The sequence below is a fragment of the Pseudomonas cremoricolorata genome, from assembly GCF_000759535.1.
Classification (GTDB): Bacteria; Pseudomonadota; Gammaproteobacteria; order Pseudomonadales; family Pseudomonadaceae; genus Aquipseudomonas; species Aquipseudomonas cremoricolorata_A.
Genome location: NZ_CP009455.1, coordinates 825,922 through 848,252 on the forward strand (window position 1 = coordinate 825,922; position 22,331 = coordinate 848,252).

At 63.3% G+C, this 22,331-nt stretch carries 22 protein-coding genes and 1 riboswitch; of the genes, 11 read left to right on the plus strand and 11 right to left on the minus strand.

Annotation, left to right across the window (positions count from 1 at the left end; genetic code table 11):
- The first annotated feature begins 4 nt into the window (after nt 1–4).
- Nucleotides 5–1,195: a methionine adenosyltransferase gene (metK, locus tag LK03_RS03480; RefSeq protein ID WP_038411084.1), complete on the plus strand. Its 1,191-nt coding sequence runs from the start codon at nt 5–7 to the stop codon at nt 1,193–1,195.
- Between the two features lie 52 nt (nt 1,196–1,247).
- On the opposite strand, the gene LK03_RS03485 is transcribed toward metK, so the two are convergent.
- Nucleotides 1,248–1,652 carry a hypothetical protein gene (locus LK03_RS03485; RefSeq protein WP_038411085.1) on the minus strand — a complete coding sequence of 135 codons (405 nt, stop codon included), beginning with the start codon at nt 1,650–1,652 and terminating at the stop codon, nt 1,248–1,250.
- 231 nt (nt 1,653–1,883) lie between these two features.
- Here LK03_RS03485 and ligB point away from each other — a divergent pair, with 231 nt between their 5' ends.
- Both ligB and LK03_RS03495 read left to right on the plus strand, forming a co-directional pair.
- Nucleotides 1,884–3,581, plus strand: coding sequence for an NAD-dependent DNA ligase LigB (ligB, locus tag LK03_RS03490; RefSeq protein WP_038411086.1), 1,698 nt, complete (start codon nt 1,884–1,886; stop codon nt 3,579–3,581).
- A gap of 132 nt (nt 3,582–3,713) precedes the next feature.
- Nucleotides 3,714–4,109 carry a DUF1090 domain-containing protein gene (locus LK03_RS03495; RefSeq protein ID WP_038411087.1) on the plus strand — a complete coding sequence of 132 codons (396 nt, stop codon included), beginning with the start codon at nt 3,714–3,716 and terminating at the stop codon, nt 4,107–4,109.
- Nucleotides 4,110–4,133: 24 nt separating this feature from the next.
- Here the strand turns inward: LK03_RS03495 and LK03_RS03500 are convergent, their stop codons facing one another.
- Complete coding sequence (locus tag LK03_RS03500; RefSeq protein ID WP_038411088.1) at nt 4,134–4,580, minus strand: c-type cytochrome; 447 nt, start codon at nt 4,578–4,580, stop codon at nt 4,134–4,136.
- Nucleotides 4,581–4,697: 117 nt separating this feature from the next.
- Here LK03_RS03500 and mltA point away from each other — a divergent pair, with 117 nt between their 5' ends.
- On the plus strand, nt 4,698–5,849 hold the full coding sequence (gene mltA / locus LK03_RS03505) for a murein transglycosylase A (protein ID WP_038411089.1): 1,152 nt from the start codon (nt 4,698–4,700) through the stop codon (nt 5,847–5,849).
- Between the two features lies 1 nt (nt 5,850).
- Here mltA and LK03_RS03510 read toward each other — a convergent pair whose 3' ends face one another.
- Together LK03_RS03510 and LK03_RS03515 are read right to left on the minus strand one after the other, a co-directional pair.
- Nucleotides 5,851–6,237 (minus strand): MAPEG family protein, encoded by a 387-nt coding sequence (locus LK03_RS03510; RefSeq protein ID WP_038411090.1) that lies wholly within the window; start codon nt 6,235–6,237, stop codon nt 5,851–5,853.
- A 24-nt stretch (nt 6,238–6,261) separates the two neighbouring features.
- Nucleotides 6,262–7,095: an EamA family transporter gene (locus LK03_RS03515; protein WP_038411091.1), complete on the minus strand. Its 834-nt coding sequence runs from the start codon at nt 7,093–7,095 to the stop codon at nt 6,262–6,264.
- A gap of 216 nt (nt 7,096–7,311) precedes the next feature.
- Here LK03_RS03515 and LK03_RS03520 point away from each other — a divergent pair, with 216 nt between their 5' ends.
- Entirely contained in the window at nt 7,312–8,547 is a 1,236-nt protein-coding gene (locus tag LK03_RS03520) for a cation:proton antiporter (protein WP_038411092.1), read from the plus strand.
- Between the two features lie 34 nt (nt 8,548–8,581).
- On the opposite strand, the gene LK03_RS03525 is transcribed toward LK03_RS03520, so the two are convergent.
- The gene (locus tag LK03_RS03525) at nt 8,582–8,983 is read right to left on the minus strand and encodes an acyl-CoA thioesterase (protein ID WP_038411093.1); all 402 of its coding nucleotides are present in this window, start codon (nt 8,981–8,983) and stop codon (nt 8,582–8,584) included.
- A gap of 178 nt (nt 8,984–9,161) precedes the next feature.
- Nucleotides 9,162–9,300, plus strand: a riboswitch (S-adenosyl-L-homocysteine riboswitch).
- 21 nt (nt 9,301–9,321) lie between these two features.
- On the opposite strand from LK03_RS03525, the gene ahcY reads away from it, so the two are divergent.
- From ahcY to LK03_RS03545, 4 genes are all read left to right on the plus strand, one after another.
- Nucleotides 9,322–10,731 carry an adenosylhomocysteinase gene (gene ahcY, locus LK03_RS03530; RefSeq protein ID WP_038411094.1) on the plus strand — a complete coding sequence of 470 codons (1,410 nt, stop codon included), beginning with the start codon at nt 9,322–9,324 and terminating at the stop codon, nt 10,729–10,731.
- A 165-nt stretch (nt 10,732–10,896) separates the two neighbouring features.
- Nucleotides 10,897–11,742: a methylenetetrahydrofolate reductase [NAD(P)H] gene (gene metF / locus LK03_RS03535; protein WP_038411095.1), complete on the plus strand. Its 846-nt coding sequence runs from the start codon at nt 10,897–10,899 to the stop codon at nt 11,740–11,742.
- 234 nt (nt 11,743–11,976) lie between these two features.
- On the plus strand, nt 11,977–12,762 hold the full coding sequence (locus LK03_RS03540; RefSeq protein WP_038411096.1) for a substrate-binding periplasmic protein: 786 nt from the start codon (nt 11,977–11,979) through the stop codon (nt 12,760–12,762).
- A 221-nt stretch (nt 12,763–12,983) separates the two neighbouring features.
- Nucleotides 12,984–14,876 (plus strand): DEAD/DEAH box helicase, encoded by a 1,893-nt coding sequence (locus LK03_RS03545; RefSeq protein WP_038411097.1) that lies wholly within the window; start codon nt 12,984–12,986, stop codon nt 14,874–14,876.
- Between the two features lie 100 nt (nt 14,877–14,976).
- Here LK03_RS03545 and LK03_RS03550 read toward each other — a convergent pair whose 3' ends face one another.
- The 5 genes from LK03_RS03550 to LK03_RS03570 all read right to left on the minus strand — a co-directional run bounded on the left by LK03_RS03550 (nt 14,977) and on the right by LK03_RS03570 (nt 19,218).
- Nucleotides 14,977–15,555, minus strand: a complete 579-nt coding sequence (locus tag LK03_RS03550; RefSeq protein WP_038411098.1) for a YceI family protein — start codon at nt 15,553–15,555, stop codon at nt 14,977–14,979.
- A gap of 35 nt (nt 15,556–15,590) precedes the next feature.
- Nucleotides 15,591–16,142 (minus strand): cytochrome b, encoded by a 552-nt coding sequence (locus tag LK03_RS03555; protein WP_038411099.1) that lies wholly within the window; start codon nt 16,140–16,142, stop codon nt 15,591–15,593.
- Nucleotides 16,143–16,417: 275 nt separating this feature from the next.
- Complete coding sequence (locus tag LK03_RS03560) at nt 16,418–18,286, minus strand: flavin monoamine oxidase family protein (protein WP_038411100.1); 1,869 nt, start codon at nt 18,284–18,286, stop codon at nt 16,418–16,420.
- 144 nt (nt 18,287–18,430) lie between these two features.
- Nucleotides 18,431–18,901, minus strand: a complete 471-nt coding sequence (locus LK03_RS03565) for a type II toxin-antitoxin system YhaV family toxin (protein ID WP_038411101.1) — start codon at nt 18,899–18,901, stop codon at nt 18,431–18,433.
- Nucleotides 18,901–19,218, minus strand: a complete 318-nt coding sequence (locus LK03_RS03570; RefSeq protein WP_038411102.1) for a type II toxin-antitoxin system PrlF family antitoxin — start codon at nt 19,216–19,218, stop codon at nt 18,901–18,903. The genes LK03_RS03565 and LK03_RS03570 overlap by 1 nt, the downstream gene beginning before the upstream one ends.
- A gap of 203 nt (nt 19,219–19,421) precedes the next feature.
- On the opposite strand from LK03_RS03570, the gene LK03_RS03575 reads away from it, so the two are divergent.
- Nucleotides 19,422–20,828: an adenosylmethionine--8-amino-7-oxononanoate transaminase gene (locus LK03_RS03575; RefSeq protein ID WP_038411103.1), complete on the plus strand. Its 1,407-nt coding sequence runs from the start codon at nt 19,422–19,424 to the stop codon at nt 20,826–20,828.
- 108 nt (nt 20,829–20,936) lie between these two features.
- The gene (locus LK03_RS03580) at nt 20,937–21,656 is read left to right on the plus strand and encodes a 16S rRNA (uracil(1498)-N(3))-methyltransferase (protein WP_038411104.1); all 720 of its coding nucleotides are present in this window, start codon (nt 20,937–20,939) and stop codon (nt 21,654–21,656) included.
- 5 nt (nt 21,657–21,661) lie between these two features.
- Here the strand turns inward: LK03_RS03580 and trhA are convergent, their stop codons facing one another.
- A complete protein-coding gene (gene trhA / locus LK03_RS03585; protein WP_038411105.1) occupies nt 21,662–22,279 on the minus strand; it encodes a PAQR family membrane homeostasis protein TrhA in 618 nt (205 codons plus the stop codon).
- Nucleotides 22,280–22,331: the final 52 nt, after the last annotated feature.

Below are 22,331 nucleotides of genomic sequence, written 5' to 3' on the forward strand. Positions count from 1 at the left end.
CGAGATGAGCGAATACTCCCTTTTCACGTCCGAGTCCGTGTCCGAAGGGCACCCGGATAAAATCGCCGACCAGATTTCCGACGCGATCCTCGACGCCATCATCACCCAGGACAAATACGCCCGCGTCGCCTGTGAAACCCTGGTCAAGACGGGTGTGGCGATCATCGCCGGCGAAGTCACCACCTCGGCCTGGGTCGACCTGGAAGACCTGGTGCGTAAAGTCATCGTCGACATCGGCTACAACAGCTCCGATGTCGGCTTCGATGGCGCCACCTGCGCAGTGATGAACATCATCGGCAAGCAGTCGGTGGACATCGCCCAGGGTGTCGACCGCTCCAAGCCGGAAGACCAGGGTGCAGGCGACCAGGGCCTGATGTTCGGTTACGCCAGCAACGAAACCGATGTACTGATGCCGGCGCCGATCTGCTTCTCGCACCGTCTGGTCGAGCGTCAGGCCGAGGCGCGCAAGTCTGGCCTGCTGCCATGGCTGCGCCCGGATGCCAAATCGCAGGTCACCTGCCGCTATGAAGGTGGCAAGGTGGTCGGCATCGATGCGGTAGTGCTGTCGACCCAACACAACCCCGACGTTTCCTACAACGACCTGCGCGATGGCGTGATGGAGCTGATCGTCAAGCACACGCTGCCGGCCGAGCTGCTGCACAAGGACACTCAGTTCCACATCAATCCGACCGGCAATTTCATCATCGGTGGGCCGGTGGGTGACTGCGGCCTGACCGGACGCAAGATCATCGTCGACTCCTACGGCGGCATGGCCCGTCACGGTGGCGGCGCGTTCTCGGGCAAGGATCCATCGAAGGTCGACCGTTCCGCCGCCTACGCCGGCCGTTACGTGGCGAAGAACATCGTCGCAGCCGGCCTTGCCGAACGTTGTGAAATTCAGGTCTCGTACGCCATCGGCGTAGCCCAGCCGACCTCGATTTCGATCAACACCTTCGGCACCGGCAAGGTGTCCGACGCCCGTATCGTGCAGTTGGTGCGCGAGTGCTTCGACCTGCGCCCCTACGCCATCACCACCATGCTCGACCTGCTCCACCCGATGTACCAGGAGACCGCTGCGTACGGCCACTTCGGTCGTACCCCACAGCAGAAGACCGTCGGTGACGACACCTTCACCACCTTCACCTGGGAACGCACCGACCGCGCCGAACAGCTGCGGGTTGCCGCCGGCCTGTAAGCCGACCCCGCGCAACGCGAAAGCCCCCGTCGATCCCTCGACGGGGGCTTTTTCATGCGTCGTTCTTCGCCAGACGGTTCCAGCTCAGCCCATAGACCTCGAACTCGACCGCCTCGCTGACCCCGCCCGGCACCGCACGGCCACCATGACGAAGCACATCGGAGCTGAGAAACCCCTCGGGCTTTTCCACATGGGCGTCGATGTACTGCAACGGGATGAGCCGCTGGGTATCGTCGAGCGCACACAGCCTGAACCGCCCGGCAACGTGTTCGTTGAGCGCCACCACGTAGATCGCGTAGTACTTGCGCAGTTGTTCCTGATTGACGAAGGGGTCGCCTGACCTGACCTTGTTTTCCGGTTGCAGATGACTCAGCCCCTGACCGATCTTCTCCCAGTTGTCTCGCAACCAGTGAGGCTCGAAAGTCTTCAGAATCATCACGTCGCGACGCTCATGCATAGCCCTCTACTCCTGTTTGAGTGGTGCACAGAGGGTAGCCCCTAATGTGCGGAGTTCCGCGGCTTTGCCACAACTGGTAAAAATGTCAGGTGGCCAGGCACGACGGGCGCTGCAGCGAACAGGCAGACGATCAGCACACACCGGGCAACACCCGCTGACACATGCCCATGGGCAGGATCGTCCACGCCGACTAGGCTGGCCCCTTCCCTGAAGCCTGCAAGGAAGCCGGCCATGTCGTGTAGAGCCTTGATCGTCATCGTTCTGCTTGCCTGCTGCACAACAACCCGCGCTCAAGACTGCCCTGACTGGCCCGCCCAGCGCGCCGTAGCGCACACCAGCGACCTGCGCCAGACCCTCGCCCGCTGGGACGATCACTACCACCGCCAGGGTATCGCTCTGGTCGATGACGAGGTGTACGACCAGACCCGTCAACAACTGCGCCACCTGCAACGTTGCTTCGCCTTGCCAGCGCAGGACGATCCGCTGTCGAGCGCAGGCGGCCCGCTGCCTCATCCCATTGCGCACACCGGGCTGATCAAGCTCGACAACGAGGTACAGGTGCGTCAGTGGCTCAAGACCAGGCGCGATGTCTGGGTGCAACCGAAGGTCGATGGCGTGGCGGTGACGCTGGTCTACCGCGCAGGTAGGCTCGAACGATTGATCAGCCGTGGCAACGGCGTCAGCGGGCACGACTGGAGCCGACATCTGCCGATGCTCGAGGCCATCCACCAGACGCTGCCCAAGCCGCTCGATCTGGTGCTGCACGGTGAGCTGTATCAGCGCCTGGATGACCACGTGCAGGCCACCGCCGGTAGCGTCGGTGCCCGTGGTGCCGTCGCCGGCTGGCTGGCGCGCAAGCAGCTCGGCGTCAGTGAGGCGCAGCGCGTTGGCCTGTTCGTCTGGGACTGGCCGCAGGGTCCGAGCGAGCAGGCCGCGCGCTACCAGCTTCTGGCTGAGCTAGGGTTCGCCGACACTCTGCGTTTCAGCGTACCGGTCACAGGGTTCGATGATGTCAACCGCTTGCGCCAGCACTGGTATCGCAGCGCGTTGCCGTTCGCCAGTGATGGCGTGGTATTGCGCCAGCAGCGACGACCGCCCGCCTCACGCTGGCAAGCGCGCGCACCGCACTGGGCAGCCGCCTGGAAATATCCGTTTCGCACGGTGCTGGCGCAGGTGCGTGACGTGCGTTTCAGCATTGGTCGCAGTGGCCGCATTACGCCCCAACTGTTGCTCGAGCCCGTTACGCTGGATGATCGTCGCGTTAGCCAGGTCAGCCTCGGCTCACTGGCACGCTGGCAGGCGCTGGACGTACGCCCTGGCGATCAAGTGCAAATCAGCCTGGCGGGGCTGACCATTCCGCGCTTCGAGGGCGTCATTCACCGTGCCAGCGATCGCCTGCCACTGAACGTGCCAGACCCTGCACGCTCTCATGCCCTCAGTTGCTGGCAGTTCAGCCAAGCCTGTCGTGAACAATTCATCGCCCGCCTGGCGTGGTTGAGCGGCAAGCAGGGGCTCGATCTGCCGAAGCTGGGTGCCGGCACCTGGCGTCGCCTGGTGGATGCCGGTGCACTGCACGGCCTGCTCGACTGGCTCGACCTTGACGATTCCCGCCTGCGCCAGATTCCGGGCATTGGTGCCGCGCGGGCTGCACAGTTGTCCGAGAGTTTTCGTCTGGCGCGCAAGCGTCCTTTTGAACAATGGCTGCGTGCACTGGGGGTTCCCGGCGGACGAACGCGGTCGCTGCAAGGGGACTGGCCGACGTTGGCATCACGCACGCCAGTGCAATGGCAGCAGGCGGGGATGAGCGCTTACCGCGCAGGACAGCTTCACGCGTTCTTCAATCACGAGAACGTCAGCGCCCTGGCAGCTCGTCTGGTCGCCTGGCAGATCAATGGGTTTGGACCGAGCACCCTAAGCGTCCCACAATAGCGTTTGGCAACGCCCAGTGTCAGAAAAGCCTGAGTTATCGCCAGAAACCACTATCAAGGGTTTCTTAAAGCACAAAACCAAGGCAGGATTTCCCCCAACTTTTGCTACCCCGCCCCGTAAGGGAGGCTTTACATGAAATCGATGCCCTCGCTCGTCCTGCTGACTACCCTCCTTCTCGCTGCCACCGGCGCCCAGGCCGCCCAGCCCGATCCCGGCCTGACCGGCTGCGCAGCCAAGCGCAGCGCCATCGAGAACCAGCTCAAGCAAGCCCGTGACCATGGCAACGCCGACCAGGCCGCCGGCCTGGAAAAAGCGCTCAAGGAAAACACCGACAACTGCACCGACGCCAGCCTGCGCAAGGAGCGCGAGCAAAAAGTGCTTGAAGCCCGTCACGAAGTGGCGCAGCGCACCAAGGATCTGGACAAGGCCATGAAGAAAGGCGACGCCGAGAAGATCAACAAACGCAAAGAGAAGCTCGCAGAGTCGAAAAAAGAGCTGCAAGATGCGGTCGATCAGCTCGAGCGCTGACAGGGGTCACTTGCAGCTCGTCCGTCAATGGTTGCGGAACTCCTGATGACACGCTTTGCAGGCAGCCTCGACGGCGTTCATCGGTGCCTGCAGACTGGCAGGTTGCACTGCCTGCTGGCGAGTCTGCTCGCGCAGAACGGCAGTGCTGGCCTCCAGGCGCCTGGCCAGGTCTTCGAACCTCGCCTGGCGCTGCCAGAGCTCAGGCCGCGCGCTGCTGTCACCGCCCTCGGCCTGTTTGGCGAAATGCTGCCAAGGTTCATGTGCCAAGGCATCGAGCCTGCCGGCACCGTCAGCGAAGCCTGCAGCGTCGAACGGCAGCCGGCCGCGCAACATGCCACCCAGGTTTTCGCTGGTATGCAACATGTCTTTGAAAATCGCCTTGCGTTTGGCCACTGGCGAGTCGGGATCGACCCGATCGCAACCGGCTGCGAACAGGGTGATACACAGCATGGCAGTGAAGCGCTTGAACATCCGCGGGCCTCTGTCTGAGAAAAAGGCCCGACAGTATCAAGGCCCAGGCCACAAAGACCAATCCCCTACTGATTCGAGGGTCGAATGCCCCATTCGCCCGCACAAGGACACCGCCCCATGAGTTTTCCCCTGCGCCGCCTCGCCGGCACCCTCACGGTCCTGGCTCTGCTCGCAGGCTGCAACGGCGACGACCAGAACAAGCCCGCGCCCCACGCCATCGCCACCTATACCCCCGCCACTTGGCAAGACTTGCCTGCCGTCAGCGACAGCGACCTGCTGGCCGGTTTCACCACGTGGCGCCAGGGCTGCGAAAAGCTCACCCGTGACCCGGCGTGGGCGCCGATTTGCCAGGCAGCGGCAACCGTGCCAAGCGAGTCGCAGGCAGTGCGCGGCTTCTTGCAGCAACACCTCGAGGTGTACGGCCTGCGCTCGGCGCAGAATCAAGCCAACGGACTGATCACCGGGTACTACGAACCGGTCTACCGCGGCAGCCTCGAACAGACGGCAGAGGCCTCCGTGCCGGTCTACGGCATTCCTGAGGACATGGTGGTGGTCGACCTCGCCAGTGTGTACCCGGAACTCAAGGGCAAGCGCCTGCGCGGGCGTCTGGAGGGTCGCGTGCTCAAGCCGTACGACACTGCCGAGGTCATCAGCCGCGATGGCGTCAACGCCCCGGTGCTGGCCTGGCTGACCGACCCGATGGACCTGCAATTCCTGCAAATCCAGGGCTCGGGCCGCGTGCAACTGGAAGACGGTCGGCAATTGCGTCTGGGTTACGCCGACCAGAACGGTCATCCCTATCGCCCCATTGGTCGCTGGCTGGTCGAGCAAGGTGAGTTGACCAAGGATCAGGTCAGCATGGGCGCCATCCATGACTGGGCCCAGGCACATCCGCAGCGTGTGCCGGAACTGCTCGCCAGCAACCCCAGCTACGTATTCTTCAGTGCCCGCCCGGACAGCAACGAAGGCCCGCGGGGCTCGCTCAACGTCCCGCTCACTGCCGGCTACAGCGTGGCCATCGACCGCAAGGTGATCCCGCTGGGCAGCCTGCTGTGGCTGTCCACCACCCGCCCGGATGGCACTCCTGTGGTGCGCCCGGTGGGCGCTCAGGATACCGGTGGCGCCATCACCGGCGAGGTGCGTGCAGACCTGTTCTGGGGTACCGGGCCTGAAGCTGGCGAGCTGGCCGGCAACATGAAGCAGCAAGGGCAGATCTGGATGCTCTGGCCCAAAGGTCAGCCTCTGCCAGACGTGCCCAAGGTGCCGTGACTCACACCGAGACGACGAAGAAACTGACGATCAGCACCAAGCCGGCGAAATAGGCCAGGGAGCGCAGCGCCGCCAGGTCGGCCATGTAGCAAATGATGAACAGCAGGCGGCTGGTGATGTACAGCACACCCAGGACATCCTGGGTGACTTGCTCGGCATTGCCGACCACATCGGCTACCAGCACCGCCGCGGCGAACGCCGGGAAGGTCTCGAAGCCGTTCTGCTGCGCCGAGTGCAGCCGCCGTGGCAGGCCAGACAAGGTGTCGAGAAATGCACGGGGGTCATGGTTTTCGCGAAAGCCAAAGCGGCCACTGCTGAGCTTGGCACCCAAGGCACACAGCGGCGGCAGGAACATGGCGAACAGGATGCACCACAGGGCGACGGTCATAGCGAACACTCCACGATCAAGGGGTCAGAACTTCATTACCAGTACGCCAGCCAGGACCAGCCCGCAGGCGAGCAGTCTCGGGCCACCGAACGGTTCCTTCAGATAGCGCATACCGAACAGCACCACCAGAATCACACTCAACTCGCGCAGCGCAGCCGCCTCGGCGATCGAGCCCAGGTGCATGGCCCACAGCACCAGGGCATAGCTGAGCAGCACGCATACCCCCACCGCCAGCCCCAGCCGCCACTGGCTACGCCAGAACGCGGTGAATGTCGCACGGCGGGTCACACCGGCAATCAGCGGAAACGGCAGCGAGCAAAACAGCGTCAGCCACACCAGGTAATCCCAGGGTTTGCCCCAGCGCTGTACAGCCTGGCCATCGAACCAGGTGTAGCAACCGATGCACAAGCCGATCAGCGCCACCACCGGCAGCATCGACCAAGGCAGACGATCACCGCCACCGCCCTGCCACAACAGGCAGGCCATACCGCACGGAATCAGCAGAATGCCCATGATCTGCTGGCCTGTCAGGCTCTCGCCGGCAAATAGCAACGTCAACGCCAGCACCACCAACGGCGAGGTGCCGCGCATCAGCGGGTAGATCAGCCCCAGGTCGCCCACTCGATACGCCTGGATCAACAGAACACGGTACAGCAGCTCAGCCAGCGCCGAGGCGGTCAGCCACGGCCAGATATCCACCGGCGGCGGCTCGACCATGGCCAGCAGTGGCACAGCGAAAACCAGCCCCACCGTGTCCATGCAGGCAATCACCAGCCAGCGTTCGCCGCTGAACTTGATCAAGGTGTTCCAGGTGGCGTGCAGAAACGCGGCGACCAGTACCAGAGACGTTGCCAACACCGTGCACAGCTCCTTGAACCGCTGGGAAGTAAGCAGATATTTCGAGCGCTACCTTACCGCGACTCACCGCAGGTTGCAGGCGTTATGGCGTGCACGAACGGAACGATGATGAGTTTTCTGGTCAGAGCATGTGCCCGACCACGCGGTCAGATCATCAAACAACACTCCCCGAGCCATTCGGGTTTCGACTTGGAAGCCATTGCCACAGGATTCAGGATGCTTGAACTCGTTGCTGCGTTTATCTGCTTGACCACCCTTCTCACCTATGTGAATTACCGCTTCATCGGCCTGCCGCCGGCCATTGGCGTGATGGTCACCGCCCTGCTGTTCTCGCTGATCATCCAGGGGCTGAGCTTCATCGGCTTCCCCGGACTGGAAGAACGGGTTGAAGGCCTGATGAACCAGATCGACTTCAACGACCTGCTGATGCACTGGATGCTGTCGTTCCTGTTGTTCGCCGGCGCTCTGCACGTGAACCTCGGCGACCTGCGCAGCTACCGCTGGCCGATCGGCCTGCTGGCCACCGTCGGCGTACTGATCGCCACGGTGGTGATCGGCCTGCTCGCGCATTGGGTGTTCGCCTTGTTCGGCTGGCAGGTCAGCCTGATCTACTGCCTGCTGTTCGGCGCGCTGATCTCACCGACCGACCCTATCGCCGTGCTTGGCGCGCTGCGTACCGCCAACGCGCCGAAACCGCTGAAAACCACCATCGTCGGCGAGTCGCTGTTCAACGATGGCACGGCAGTGGTGGTGTTCACCGTGCTGCTGGGCATCGCCCAGCTCGGCGAAACGCCGAGCGTGGCCGATACCGCGGTGCTGTTCCTGCGCGAAGCGGTCGGCGGCGCGCTGTTCGGTGGCCTGATCGGCTACGCCACCTACCGCATGATCAAGGGCATCGAGCAGTATCAGGTCGAGGTCATGCTGACCCTGGCGCTGGTGATCGGCGGTTCGGTGATGTGCTACGAGCTGCACGTTTCGGCACCGATCGCCATGGTCGTGGCGGGTCTGATCATCGGCAACCTGGGGCGCAACCTGGCGATGAACGACATGACCCGGCGCTACATGGACGGCTTCTGGGAACTGATCGACGACATGCTCAACGCCCTGCTGTTCGCCCTGATCGGCCTGGAGCTGTTGCTGCTGCCGTTCAACTGGCTGCACCTGGCGGCCGGCAGCGTGCTGGCGATCGCGGTACTGGCCTCGCGCCTGCTGACCGTGGCCCCGGCCATTGTGCTGCTGCGGCGCTGGCGCAGCGTGCCCAAGGGCACCATCCGCGTGCTCACCTGGGGCGGCTTGCGCGGCGGCGTCTCGGTGGCCCTGGCGCTGTCGCTGCCGGTCGGTGAAGAACGCGACCTGCTGCTGTCGATCACCTACATCGTGGTGCTGTCGTCGATCCTGATTCAGGGTCTGACGGTGGGCGGCGTGGTGCGCAGAGTGAGCGAACAGCCGTGAAAAAAGGGGCCGCGCAATGCGGCCCCTTCGCGATTCACTCCACCGAGCCGTCGGGGAACTGATCTTCCACATACTTGATCTGCGTGCGCCCATGGGCCGCTGGCAGACCATCTTCGCCGAGGTTGACGAAGACCATGCGGTCGACGGTGAGGATGCTCTTGCGGGTGATCTTGTTGCGCACTTCACAGCGCAGGGTGATCGAGGTGCGGCCGAACTCGGTGGCGGTGATGCCCAGCTCGATGATGTCGCCCTTGCGCGAGGCGCTGACGAAGTTGATTTCCGACATGTACTTGGTCACCACGCGCTGGTTGCCCAGTTGGACGATGGCGTAGATCGCCGCCTCTTCGTCGATCCAGCGCAGCAGGCTGCCGCCGAACAAGGTACCGTTGGGATTGAGGTCTTCGGGTTTTACCCACTTGCGGGTGTGGAAATTCATCGGGACTCCTGAACGCCGAGTTAACGTCGGACCATCATGGCAGAGCGGTTGGCGGGACTCCATCGACCCTCGACCATGGTCTCGATCAATTCGACAGAAAACCTTGGGCTAAGTGCTCGGCGCAGCTATAATCTGCGCCGTTTCACATGGCCGCCCACAGCGGCGCCATGCCCGCCACCTGTCCGAGGGGCGCTGCAGCAGGTTCTCCTGTCAGGCTCGGATGGGGCGTTGTCCGCGCATGCGGACGCCAAGGCGCTGCCTGAACGGTCTTGAGCGAAGGCCAGGCAGCGCCGAACGCACAACGGCGCCCATTCGACTATTACGAATGGAGGCTCTTCATGAGCGCTGTAAACACGCCTGCCGGTTTTGCCGATTTCAAGGTCGCCGACATTTCCCTGGCCGACTGGGGCCGCAAGGAAGTCATCATCGCCGAGTCGGAAATGCCCGCGCTGATGGGTCTGCGCCGCAAGTACCAGGCCGAGCAACCGCTCAAGGGCGCGAAGATCATCGGCTGCATCCACATGACCATCCAGACCGCCGTGCTGATCGAGACCCTGGTCGCCCTGGGCGCCGAAGTGCGCTGGTCGTCGTGCAATATCTTCTCCACCCAGGATCAGGCCGCTGCCGCCATCGCCGCTGCCGGCGTGCCTGTGTTCGCCTGGAAGGGCGAGACCGAGCAGGAATACGAGTGGTGCATCGAGCAGACCATCCTCAAGGACGGTCAGCCGTGGGACGCCAACATGGTGCTGGACGACGGCGGTGACCTCACCGAAATCCTGCACAAGAAATACCCAGCCATGCTCGACAAGATCCACGGCGTGACCGAAGAGACCACCACCGGCGTGCACCGTCTGCTCGACATGCTGGCCAAGGGCGAGCTGAAAGTCCCGGCGATCAACGTCAACGACTCGGTTACCAAGAGCAAGAACGACAACAAGTACGGCTGCCGTCACAGCCTCAACGACGCCATCAAGCGCGGCACCGACCACCTGCTGTCGGGCAAGCAGGCGCTGGTGATCGGCTACGGCGACGTGGGCAAGGGCTCGGCGCAATCGCTGCGTCAGGAAGGCATGATCGTCAAGGTCACCGAAGTCGACCCGATCTGCGCCATGCAGGCGTGCATGGACGGTTTCGAGCTGGTCTCGCCGTTCAAGGATGGCATCAACACCGGTACTGAAGCTGGCATCAATGCCGACCTGCTGGGCCGCATCGACCTGATCGTCACCACCACCGGTAACGTCAACGTCTGCGACGCCAACATGCTCAAGGCCCTGAAAAAGCGTGCCGTGGTGTGCAACATCGGCCACTTCGACAACGAAATCGACACCGCCTTCATGCGCAAGAACTGGGCGTGGGAAGAGGTCAAGCCACAGGTGCACAAGATCCACCGCACTGGCGCCGGCAGCTTCGATCCGCAGAACGACGACTACCTGATCCTGCTGGCCGAAGGCCGCCTGGTGAACCTGGGCAACGCCACCGGCCACCCGAGCCGGATCATGGACGGTTCGTTCGCCAACCAGGTGCTGGCGCAGATCTTCCTGTTCGAGCAGAAGTATGCCGAACTCGACGCAGGCAAAAAGGCCGAGCGCCTCACCGTTGAAGTGCTGCCCAAGAAACTTGACGAAGAAGTGGCCCTGGAAATGGTGCGCGGCTTCGGTGGCGTGGTCACCCAACTGACCCCGCAGCAGGCCGAATACATCGGCGTCACCGTCGACGGCCCGTTCAAGCCCGACGCATACCGGTACTGAGTTGCGCGCTTGAAGCTGCAAGCGGCAAGCACGAGCGCCGCCTGCAGCTTCACCGCCGACACCTGAACGATGCACAGCCGGGTCGCACCACGCCGATCCGGCTTTCACTTGCAGCTTGAAGCTTGAAACGTGTAGCTCCAGAGCCTGCTGCTGGGAGAAGCCCCGATGTCCCAAGAACGCCGCTACAGCTTCGAGTTCTTTCCGACCAAGACCGAAGCCGGCCATGACAAGCTGATCAGCGTTGCCCGTCAGCTGGCCACCTACAACCCCGACTTCTTTTCCTGCACCTACGGCGCGGGCGGTTCGACCCGCGACCGCACGCTGAACACCGTGCTGCAGTTGGAAAACGAAGTGAAGATTCCCGCCGCCCCGCACTTGTCGTGCGTTGGCGACACCAAAGCCGAACTGCGTGCGCTGATCGGCGAGTACAAGGACGCCGGCATCAAGCGCATCGTCGCCCTGCGCGGTGACCTGCCCTCGGGCATGGGCATGGCCTCCGGCGAGCTGCGCCATGCCAGCGACCTGGTGCAGTTCATCCGCGAGGAAACCGGTGATCACTTCCACATCGAGGTGGCCGCCTACCCCGAGATGCACCCCCAGGCGCAGAACTTCGAGTCCGACCTGAAGAACTTCGCCACCAAGGTCAAGGCCGGTGCCGACAGCGCCATTACCCAGTACTTCTTCAACCCCGACAGCTATTTCTACTTCGTCGAACGGGTGCAGAAGCTGGGCGTGGACATCCCGCTGGTGCCGGGCATCATGCCGATCACCAACTACAGCAAGCTTGCGCGTTTCTCCGATGCCTGCGGGGCCGAGCTGCCACGTTGGGTGCGCAAGCAGCTGGAAGCCTACGGCGATGACGCCGCGAGCATTCAGGCTTTCGGTGAAGAAGTCATCACCCGCATGTGCGAGCAATTGCTTCAAGGCGGCGCACCAGGCCTGCACTTCTACACCCTGAACCAGGCCGAGCCGAGCCTGGCGATCTGGAACAACCTGCAACTGCCGCGCTGATCGCGTGCCAGCGCGTGCTGCACTCGCCGAAGCCCTGCCAACAGCGGTTGCAGTGCAGTTGCCCGCGCTCAATGCGCAGCAGATTTGCCGCCGCAGGCTGCGCGCATCGCCCAGGGTCGCGCGCAGCACGCCTCGCAATCACCGCGTGAGGCCTCTGTTGCGCCGATCACAACGCTGACGCGTGCCTGCAGGGCATGGCTAGTCAGCGGCAGATGACCCGCGTACTCTGCCGCCATGTCCAAGATCCTCCCCCTGATCGGTATCGTGCTGCTGATCTGCCTGAGCCCGCTGGCACAGGCAGAACGTTTGCGCATCGTCAGCGATGACTGGGCGCCTTACATCTATCAGGACAACGGCCAGCCTCAGGGCCTGCACTTCGAGGTGGCCAGCGAGGTGTTCAAGCGCTTGGGCGTGGAGGTCGACTGGGTGTTCATGCCCTGGAAGCGCTGCCTGGCAATGGTCGAGCAGGGTCAGGCCGATGGCATTCTCGGTTTGTTCAAGCTCCCGGAGCGCGAAGCCTTTGTTCTGTTCCCGCACGAGCCGTTGTCGCAGGTCGACTTCATCCTGTTCCAGTCTCGCGCCCGGCCTCACTCGGTCCGTACGCTGGATGATCTCAACGGCCTGACCGTCGGCACCTCCCCCGGTTACAACTACAGCGCCGAATTCAACGAGGCCCAGGGCTTTCGCCGCGAGCCGGCACCTACCCATATCGCGAACTTCGGCAAACTGGCGCTGGGACGTATCGATCTGTTGGTAACCGATCGCCATGTCGGTGAGTATCTGCTGCATAAATTGCACCTCGATGAGCAGATCGAAGCCTTGCCGCTGCTCATTGACAGCAAGCCGCAATACCTGGGATTGACCCGCAAACCCGGGCGTGAGCAGTTGGCTCAGGCGTTTGCCGAGGTCTTGCAGCATTTCAAGCAGGAGCCGGCGTACGAGGCGATCGTGCAGCGTTACGTCGGCACTCCGGATACTTTTCCACGCACCGTTGAGCACCACGAACGCAGCACACGCTGAATGCTCTGTTATACTCGGGCCTTCCCGCCCGGCTCACGCCCGGACGCTCGGCCTCGTAACAGGCATCCCGACCGGCAGTTGCGCACCCCTGGTGCCCCCGCCGCTTCCTCGATGCGCAGTGCATGCCAAGCTGGACCGGACGCGATCGCATTCCCTCAGATGCCCGTCGCGCCAGGCAGATCACCCCATCGGGCCCAGCCCCCACGAGAACAGGATTGCCCATGTCCTTTGCTTCCCTCGGTCTCTCCGAGGCACTTGTCCGCGCTATCGAGGCCGCGGGCTATACCCAGCCCACTCCCGTGCAACAGCGGGCCATTCCCGCCGTGTTGCAAGGCCGCGACCTGATGGTCGCCGCCCAGACGGGTACCGGCAAGACCGGCGGCTTCGCCCTGCCGATCCTCGAACGCCTGTTTCCCGCAGGTCACCCCGACAAATCCAAGCGCCACGGCCCCCGCCAGCCACGGGTTCTGGTGCTCACCCCGACCCGCGAACTGGCGGCCCAGGTACACGACAGCTTCAAGCTGTATGCCCGCGACCTGAGCCTGGTCAGTACCTGCATCTTCGGCGGCGTCGGCATGAACCCGCAGGTGCAGGCCATGGCCAAGGGTGTCGACGTGCTGGTGGCCTGCCCCGGACGTCTGCTCGACCTTGCCGGGCAAGGCAGCGTCGACCTGTCCCACGTGGAAATCCTCGTGCTCGATGAAGCCGACCGCATGCTCGACATGGGCTTCATCCACGACGTCAAGAAGGTCCTGGCCCGCCTGCCGGCCAAGCGCCAGAACCTGCTGTTCTCGGCCACCTTCTCGAAAGACATCACCGACCTGGCCGACAAGCTGCTGCACAACCCCGAACGCATCGAGGTCACGCCGCCGAACACCACGGTCGAGCGTATCGAGCAGCGCGTCTTCCGCCTGCCATCGGGTCACAAGCGCGCGCTGCTGGCGCACCTGATCACCCAGGGTGCCTGGGAACAGGTACTGGTCTTCACCCGTACCAAGCACGGCGCCAACCGCCTGGCCGAGTACCTCGAAAAGCACGGCCTGCCGGCTGCCGCGATCCACGGCAACAAGAGCCAGAACGCGCGCACCAAGGCGCTCGCCGACTTCAAGGCCAACAGCGTTCGCGTTCTGGTCGCCACCGACATCGCCGCCCGCGGCCTGGACATCGACCAACTGCCTCATGTGGTCAACTTCGAGTTGCCCAACGTCGAGGAAGACTACGTGCACCGCATCGGTCGTACGGGCCGTGCCGGACGTTCGGGTGAGGCCATCTCGCTGGTCGCACCGGATGAAGAAAAACTGCTCAAGAGCATCGAGCGGGTCACCCGGCAAAAGATCGCCGACGGCGACACCATGGGCTTCGACGCCAGTCAGATCGAAGCGGAAAAGCCGGAAGTGCGCGAACGCCCCCAAGGCAATGGTCGCGGCGCACGCAATGGCCAGGGCCGCGGCGATGGCGCCACCGCCAGCAATGGCGGACGCAAGGACAAGGGCAAGGATAAAGGCAAGGGTCGTCAGCAGACGGCGGAAAAGCCTGCCGAGAAGGCCAAGTCCGGCGAGCGTCAGGCGCAGCAGCCGCGCAAGCCGCGCGATGCCAAGCCCCCCCGCCCGCAGAAGTCGGCCCAGGCCAGTGTGCCCGCCGTCGATGGCAACCGTGATCCAGAAGTGTTCCTCGACGACGATGTGGATAACTTCGGCAACCGCGCCGACTACGTCAGCCCGTATCAGAATGGCAAGAACTCCGGTCGCCAGCGCCGTCCGGGCGGGTCCTCCGGCCAGGGCCAGCAACAAGGCAATGGCCAGCCGCGTAACCAGAACGGCGGTCAACCCCGTTCAGGTGGTCAGCGTGGCGCTGGCGGTGCCAGCACCGGGGGCGACAAGCGCCGCAACAACAATGGCGGTGCGCGCCGTGATGGCGGCGCCGCTGGTCGTGGCCGGCGTGACGACACTGCTCGTCAGGAACCGGCCGTGCGTAATCCACGCGAGTCGCAGCATCAGCCTGTGATCATCCGCAAGGAATCCAAGCTCGATCGCTACCCGACGCCCGAGCAGCTCGAAGATGCACCAAGCCGCCCACGCGGTGAGCGTCCAGCGCTGTTGACGCGCAAGGGCTAAGCAGCAAGGCTGCCATAAAAAAATCCGATGCCAGCAACTGGCATCGGATTTTTTTTGTCCGCAATAGCGGGGTGCAACAGGGCACCCCGCGCTGCGCGCCTTACTTCTGCTTCACGCCTTCGACACTGATATCCAGGTCGAGGGTCTGCGAAGTCGGACCTGGGCCTTTGATGCCGAAGTCGCTCAGGGTCAGCGTGGTGGTGGCATTGAAGCCGGCACGCTCGCCGCCCCATGGGTCTTTGCCTTCACCGTTGAACACGGCCTTGAAGGTAACCGGCTTGGTCACACCGTGCAGGGTCAGGTCGCCAGTGACGTCGGCGGTCTTGTCGCCGGTGGATTTGACGGCGGTGGAGACGAACTTGGCGTCCGGGTATTTCTTCACGTCGAGGAAGTCGGCGCTGGCGATGTGCTTGTCACGCTCGGCGTGGTTGGACCACAGGCTGGCGGTTTTCAGGTCGACGCTGATCTTGCTCGCCTCAGGCTTGGCGCTGTCCCACGAGAAGGTGCCGTCGAAGTCCTTGAAGGTGCCGTGGATGAAGCTGTAACCCAGGTGGCTGATCTTCCAGTCGACGAAGGCATGCTGGCCTTCCTTGTCGATCTTGTAGTCGGCGGCCATGGCCTGACCCGCAGCGAACAGGGCAGTACCGAGCGCCAGTGCGGCAAACGTCTTTTTCAACATCCTTTGATTCCTTCCGTTGCATTTTAGGGAGTGAGTCACGCTTTGCGGCCCAGCATACGCAGCAGGGTCGCGTCACGGTCGATGAAATGGTGCTTGAGTGCTGCCAGGCCATGCAGGCCGGCGAAGATCACTAACCCCCAGGCCAGGTAGAAGTGGACCTCGCCAGCGATATCGGCCTGATCGGGCAGGTTGCTGACCAGCGCTGGCACTTGGAACAGCTCGAACACGGGAATGCCGACGCCATCGGCGGTGGAGATCAGGTAACCGGCGATCATCACCGCGAACAACCCTACATAGAGGAGTCCGTGCCCCGCCTTGGCCGCCAGCCGGGTCAAGCGGCCGTGGTTGGCCAGAGCAGGAGGCGGCGGGCTGATCAGTCGCCACAGCACCCGCACGAACATCACCGCCAGCAACACCAACCCGATGCTCTTGTGCAGATCAGGGCCAGCCTTGCGCCAGGGGTCGTAATAGTCGAGACCGACCATCCACAGGCCCAGGCCAAACAGGCTGAAAACCGTCAACGCCACACCCCAATGCAGCACGATGCTGATGGCTCCGTAACGCGATGATGAGTTGCGCAGTTGCATGGTGCTGAAATTCTCCGTGAGAGCTGTGCCAAGACTACCGCCAAACGTATCGAATAAAAGCAGAAAAAACTGCTCTGAAATATCGAATAAAACGATAGTAATTGTTCACGGACGTTATTAAGGAAACGTTAACCCTAGACGGATTTTTAGACGGCTGTCGAAAGACGGGGGGGGGCTGGATGGCGGCGGCTGCTTTAAAGCCAAGAAGCAGCCCTGACTGCGATCGATCGGCCAGATGCCGACAGATACGCAGCCAGAACCCTGGTAGGGCGGCCTCAGCGCGCCGGCTGGGCCTGCTCGGTGGTTGCAGGTTTCTTGGTCGCGGCCGGTTTCTTTGCCGGAGCCGGGTGATGCGCCGCAGGCTTGTGCGCCGCAGGAGCCGGGGTTTTCTTCGCTGCGTGCGGTGCAGGCTTGGCGGCGGGCGCCGGGGCAGGCTTGGCCGCCTCTACCGGCGCTGCCGGAGCGGCTTGCGGAGCGGGCGCAGCGGGTGCTGCCGGCACCACGGCTGGGGCAGGGGTAGCCGCAGGTTGCGCAGCATCGGATTTATCTGCCCCGCCGCCAAACAGCCGCGAGAAGAAGCCAGGCTTGCTCGCCTCAGGCGCAGCGGCCTTGTCTGCCGGGACTGGGGTCACAGCCGGCGGGGTCTTGGCCTTGTCGTCCGTACCACCGCCAAACAGTCGCGAGAAGAAACCGCCCTGCTTCGCCGCTGCCGCGCCGGCCACCGCTGCAGTCGCCGCCGCTGGCCCGACCTTGATCGGTTCGAACGACTTGCCTGCTGCCAGATCCTGGACCTGGCTGGCGGCACGCTGACCACTGCGCAGCGCGCCTTCCAGGGTGCCTGGATACAGCGCGTCGGTATGCTCGCCAGCGAAGGTCACCCGCTGCAGCGGGCGCTCCCACAGCCGCCAGTATTTGCTGATCTGCCCTGGGCCATAGGCCAGGTAGGCGCCGCCCATGCCCGCGTCGGTGCCATAACGACGCACCTCGTAGCCTGTAAAGGCGCCACGTGCTTTGGGGTAGAACGCATGCAGACGGATCAGCACCTGATCGACCATCTGCTTGTCGCCGAACGCCTGCAGCAGGCGTGCGTTGTCACCGGCAAGGTTGATCACCACATTGGCGCCGCCCTTGAGCGCAGGCTCGATCCACAACATGCCCAGGCCCGCGTTACTGAAGATTTCTCCGGACATCCGCGCCCGGCTTTCCCATACCGGCTGTTTGAACTTCAGCAGCACCTGGTCGCGCCAGCCGTAGTTGGTGCCCTTGATCGCCGCCAGGTGCTGGTTGTCCAGGCTCGGCGTCATCTGAATCTTCGCCAGCGCGCGCAGCGGCACGGCCATCACCAGGTAATCGGCGCTGTAGCCAACGCCGCCGACCTTCACCGTCACGCCATCCTTGTCCTGAATGATCGCGGTGACCGGCGAGTTGGTCTTGATCGCCTTAATCTGCTTGACGAAAGCCTGGGCCAGCACCGGGCTGCCACCAGGCAGGCGCGCGGCGCGCAGGTCGCGGTCGTCGACACCGCGATAAACGCGGCTTTGCTGGGCGAAGTAGAGCAGCGACAGGCGCGAGGGTTCGTCGTAGCGGCTGCGGATCTGCTGGTTGACCAACTGCCGTGCGGTGGTCGGCAATTGCAGACGGTCGAGCCAATTGGCGACGTTGATCTGATCGAGGGCGAAGAGCGTGTTGTTGGCTGCCGGGTTGAGCGGATCGTCGATCGAGCGGGCCAGGTCGTCGACGGTTTTCTCGTAGCGCTTGAGCGCTTCGGCAGTGGCCGGCTGCTTGGTCGCCAGGTCAGCGGCGCTGAAATAGTCGCCGTCGATCAGGTAGCCAGGGCTGCGCACGAACTCGGGGGCCGGCAAAGTACTGAGCTTGAACTGTTGCAGGTACTGGTTGAGCACCGGCTGGGCCTTGTCGTTGCCGATCCACTCACTGGTCGCCAGCCCCGAGCGCCCGCCTGGGCTGGCCTTGGCCTCCAGCAGGGTCACTTGCCAGCCCTTGTTCTGCAGCTCGTAGGCCGCGGTCAGCCCCGCCAGGCCGCCACCGACGACTAGCGCCGTCGGGGTCTTGCCTTGGGCCTGCGCTGCGGCGCCGGACAAGCCAATCATGATTACCGCGCACACGCGCACCCAAGCAGCAGCCATCGAGGCAGACTCCAGATCAAAAGAAGCGTGAAGAACCCAGAGCGCGAACCGCCCCGGAAAAAAGAGCCGCTAAGAATACGTCAGCGCCGGCTGCCCTGCTAGCACCGTGGCATCGTCTGTTGGCGCGCTGATTGCCGCCGAGGCTCAGGCATCAGAGGTCTCGGACGCTTTCCAGTCACTTCGAGTGGCGGCGATGAGCGCATCCCAGTCATCCGGAGGGTGGCCCCGACCGAGCATCCTCTCGAACACGGTGTAAGGATCGGATTTGCTGCCCGCTGACCTCAACGTGTTCTCGTCATTGACCCACGCATAGACGATCAGCCTGGATTTAGAATCGTAGCGAAAGAACAGCCTGAACCGTCTGCCGATCTTCGCTCGCCGCCAATGGCGATAGGCCGTTCCCAGGGTATTGCCCTGGCGAAAATCATCCCGGGCTGGGTCTTTTGGGACCACGTCGAGGATCAACTGGCTCAAGGCCCGGAAGAGTTTGACGTTGGCATTGCTTTCAAAACCTTGTGGATCGTTGTGTTCAGCCCTGGCAGCCGCTTCCTGTAGCTTGCGTAGCTGTACGATCACACCTTCATGGAACAACAGTGTCCAACCATGTCGCTGCATCAGAGCGCGACCTCACCTTCGATCTCTTCGTCCAGGTCCACATCAAGACCAGCATTGGCGAGCATGCTCTGTGCCAGCCCCTGCGGCAGCGCGGTGATGTTTTGCCCACTGCGGATGTCGGCCTCCAGCAACCCAAGGAAGGCGCCGATGGCGGGGTCTTCATGCATGACTTCGACACGGCTGACGACAACTTCACCACCGCGCACGTCAAATGCGACTTTGCCACCGGTATCAATGCCCAATAGCTGACGAACGGTCTTGGGTAGAGTGATCTGGCCTTTTGAGGTCAGGGTGGCAATTTCATGGATGGCAGGCATGAGCGTTCTCCTAAAAGTGCTTGGCGGATGGTAAGGATTAATCCTTACATGGTCAATCTCGACTTCTGATGAACATGCGTGGGCAGAGTGCACACGGGATCAATTACCCATTGCTCGGGACGCGACCGTTTGGGTTGTTCGACACGGCCGCTTCTCTTAGGCTTACGCGCTCTTTTACCCGTACGCCGCCAGGAGAACCGCCCATGGGGCTCAATCAACAGTGGATGCAACGTGACCTCGAAGTCCTGTGGCACCCCTGCACCCAGATGAAAGATCACGAGCACCTGCCGCTGATCCCGATCAAGCGCGGCGAAGGGGTATGGCTGGAAGACTTCGAAGGCAAGCGCTACCTGGACGCGGTCAGCTCCTGGTGGGTCAATGTGTTTGGCCATGCCAATCCGCGCATCGGCCAGCGCATCAAGGATCAGGTCGACCAGCTCGAGCACGTGATCCTCGCAGGCTTCAGTCACCAGCCGGTGATCGAGCTGTCCGAACGCCTGGTGGCGCTGACCCCCGATGGACTCGACCGGGTGTTCTACGCCGACAATGGCTCGTCGTGCATCGAAGTGGCGCTGAAGATGAGCTTCCACTACTGGCACAACACCGGCCGGCCAGAGAAGAAGCGCTTCGTCACCCTGACCAACAGCTACCACGGCGAGACCATCGCGGCGATGTCGGTGGGCGATGTGCCGCTGTTCACCGAAACCTACAAGGCCCTGCTGCTCGACACCCTCAAGGTGCCCAGCCCGGACTGCTACCACCGCCCTGAAGGAGTGAGCTGGGAAGACCACTCGCGAACGATGTTCGCGGCCATGGAGCAGACCCTGGCCGAGCACCACGCCAGCATCAGTGCGGTGATCATCGAGCCGCTGATTCAGGGTGCTGGCGGCATGCGCATGTATCACCCGGTGTACCTCAAGCTGCTGCGCGAGGCCTGCGACCGCTACGACGTGCACCTGATCCACGACGAGATCGCCGTCGGCTTCGGCCGCACCGGAACGATGTTCGCCTGCGAGCAGGCCGGTATCCGCCCGGATTTCCTCTGCCTGTCCAAGGCCCTCACCGGTGGCTACCTGCCGCTGGCCGCGTGCCTGACCACCAACCAGGTCTACCAGGCCTTCTACGACGACTACCCGACCCTGCGCGCCTTCCTCCATTCGCACAGCTACACCGGCAATCCGCTGGCCTGCGCGGCGGCTCTGGCGACCCTGGACATCTTCGCCGAAGACCAGGTCATCGAGGCCAACAAGGCCCTGGCCACGCGCATGGGCAGCGCCACCGCGCACTTGGCCGACCACGCCCACGTCGGTGAAATTCGCCAGACCGGCATGGCCCTGGCCATCGAGATGGTCAAGTCACGCGACGGCAAGCTGGCCTACCCCTGGCAGGAACGGCGTGGCCTGAAAGTCTTCGAACACGCCCTGAGCCGTGGCGCGCTGCTGCGTCCGCTGGGCAGCGTGGTGTATTTCCTGCCGCCGTATGTGATTACCCCCGAGCAAATCGACTTCCTCGCCGAGGTCGCCAGCGAAGGCATCGACATCGCCACCCGCGACAGTGTCAGCGTGGCGGTGCCGGCTGACTTCCACCCTGATTTTCGTGATCCGGGTTGATAGCCCCCCAAGTCCTGTGGGGCGTTGGCGGCCAATCGGAGCGCCGAACCGACCGCTCCCACAGGGTGACCGCGTTTCCATCGAGCCACACTTCCATCGAGACAAACCATGCGACTCTCACGCTTTTTCATCGACGCCCCCTTGAGCCTTGGCGAGCACGACCTGCCCGAAGCGCAGGCCCACTACATTGGCCGCGTGTTGCGCATGAACCCGGGCGATGCCGTGCAACTGTTCGACGGCAGTGGTCAGGAGTTTCTCGGGCAGTTGCTGGAAGTGGGCAAGAAAACCGTGCGGGTTGCGCTGGACCAGGTGCTGCCCGGCCAGACCGACTCGCCGCTGCACATTCACCTGGGCCAGGGGGTGTCGCGCGGCGAGCGCATGGACTGGGCGATTCAGAAGGCCACCGAACTGGGCGTAACAGCCATCACCCCAATCGTCAGCGAGCGCTGCGAAGTGCGTCTGAAGGACGAGCGCGCCGACAAGCGCCTGGCGCACTGGCGGCAAGTGGCGATCAGCGCCTGCGAGCAATGTGGCCGCTCGACCCTGCCGCAGATCAACCCGCCACAGACTCTTGCCGAATGGCTCGGCAGCACTGAGGCCGACCTGAAGCTGGTGCTGCACCCCGTGGCGGCGCCGCTGACCAGCCATGCCAAACCAGCACGGCTGGCCTTTCTGATCGGCCCTGAAGGTGGCCTGAGCGACGCTGAAGTGGACCAAGCCAGTGCCGCCGGCTTCCACCCTGCCCGGCTCGGCCCTCGGGTGCTGCGCACCGAAACGGCACCGGTGGTGGCGTTGGCAGTGGCGCAGCAGCTGTGGGGCGATTTCTAGCGCGCCTAGCGCACGTAGAAGAACACCGCGATGAAGTGCAGCAGGCTACCGGCGATGACGAACAGGTGCCAGATGCCGTGCCAGTGGCGGAAACGCCGGTCGAAGGCGAAGAAGATGATGCCGACGGTGTAGAAGACGCCGCCTGCGGCCAGCCAGGCGAAGCCGGCCGCGCCCAGGGTCGCGAGCAACGGCTTGACCGCCACCAGCACGATCCAGCCCATCAGCGCATAGATGATGATCGACAGCACCCGCGCTTCGGAGCGCGGTTTGATTTCCTGCAACATGCCGATCGCGGCCAGCCCCCAGACCACGCCGAACAGGCTCCAGCCCCACGGCCCACGTAGGCTGACCAGGCAGAAAGGCGTGTAGCTGCCGGCGATCAGCAGGTAGATCGACAGGTGATCGAGCTTGCGCATGATCACCTTCGCTCGCCCGCGGGTGCTGTGGTAGAGGGTGGAAATGCTGTAGAGCAACAGCAGGGTGAAGCCGTAAATGGAGAAGCTGACGATCTTCCACGGATCGCCTTGCAGCCCCGCCGTGATGATCAACCAGAGCGCCCCGATGGCAGCCAGAACGGCGCCGACCAGATGGGTCCAAGCGTTGAAACGTTCACCGTAGTACATGCAGGAACAGACCTCCTGTGACTGCTCGGGTTCCTTGGTAGCGAATCATCCG

Bases quoted from the DNA above. Each gene is read 5' to 3' on its own strand.
- LK03_RS03555 (WP_038411099.1), bottom strand. From the start codon at position 16,142: ATGCAACTGCGCAACTCATCATCGCGTTACGGAGCCATCAGCATCGTG.
- LK03_RS03485 (WP_038411085.1), bottom strand. From the start codon at position 1,652: ATGCATGAGCGTCGCGACGTGATGATTCTGAAGACTTTCGAGCCTCAC.
- LK03_RS03550 (WP_038411098.1), bottom strand. From the start codon at position 15,555: ATGTTGAAAAAGACGTTTGCCGCACTGGCGCTCGGTACTGCCCTGTTC.
- LK03_RS03545 (WP_038411097.1), top strand. From the start codon at position 12,984: ATGTCCTTTGCTTCCCTCGGTCTCTCCGAGGCACTTGTCCGCGCTATC.
- LK03_RS03540 (WP_038411096.1), top strand. From the start codon at position 11,977: ATGTCCAAGATCCTCCCCCTGATCGGTATCGTGCTGCTGATCTGCCTG.
- LK03_RS03500 (WP_038411088.1), bottom strand. From the start codon at position 4,580: ATGTTCAAGCGCTTCACTGCCATGCTGTGTATCACCCTGTTCGCAGCC.
- LK03_RS03565 (WP_038411101.1), bottom strand. From the start codon at position 18,901: ATGCAGCGACATGGTTGGACACTGTTGTTCCATGAAGGTGTGATCGTA.
- LK03_RS03580 (WP_038411104.1), top strand. From the start codon at position 20,937: ATGCGACTCTCACGCTTTTTCATCGACGCCCCCTTGAGCCTTGGCGAG.
- LK03_RS03520 (WP_038411092.1), top strand. From the start codon at position 7,312: ATGCTTGAACTCGTTGCTGCGTTTATCTGCTTGACCACCCTTCTCACC.
- ahcY (WP_038411094.1), top strand. From the start codon at position 9,322: ATGAGCGCTGTAAACACGCCTGCCGGTTTTGCCGATTTCAAGGTCGCC.
- LK03_RS03495 (WP_038411087.1), top strand. From the start codon at position 3,714: ATGAAATCGATGCCCTCGCTCGTCCTGCTGACTACCCTCCTTCTCGCT.
- LK03_RS03575 (WP_038411103.1), top strand. From the start codon at position 19,422: ATGGGGCTCAATCAACAGTGGATGCAACGTGACCTCGAAGTCCTGTGG.
- LK03_RS03525 (WP_038411093.1), bottom strand. From the start codon at position 8,983: ATGAATTTCCACACCCGCAAGTGGGTAAAACCCGAAGACCTCAATCCC.
- mltA (WP_038411089.1), top strand. From the start codon at position 4,698: ATGAGTTTTCCCCTGCGCCGCCTCGCCGGCACCCTCACGGTCCTGGCT.
- ligB (WP_038411086.1), top strand. From the start codon at position 1,884: ATGTCGTGTAGAGCCTTGATCGTCATCGTTCTGCTTGCCTGCTGCACA.
- trhA (WP_038411105.1), bottom strand. From the start codon at position 22,279: ATGTACTACGGTGAACGTTTCAACGCTTGGACCCATCTGGTCGGCGCC.
- metK (WP_038411084.1), top strand. From the start codon at position 5: ATGAGCGAATACTCCCTTTTCACGTCCGAGTCCGTGTCCGAAGGGCAC.
- LK03_RS03570 (WP_038411102.1), bottom strand. From the start codon at position 19,218: ATGCCTGCCATCCATGAAATTGCCACCCTGACCTCAAAAGGCCAGATC.
- metF (WP_038411095.1), top strand. From the start codon at position 10,897: ATGTCCCAAGAACGCCGCTACAGCTTCGAGTTCTTTCCGACCAAGACC.
- LK03_RS03510 (WP_038411090.1), bottom strand. From the start codon at position 6,237: ATGACCGTCGCCCTGTGGTGCATCCTGTTCGCCATGTTCCTGCCGCCG.
- LK03_RS03560 (WP_038411100.1), bottom strand. From the start codon at position 18,286: ATGGCTGCTGCTTGGGTGCGCGTGTGCGCGGTAATCATGATTGGCTTG.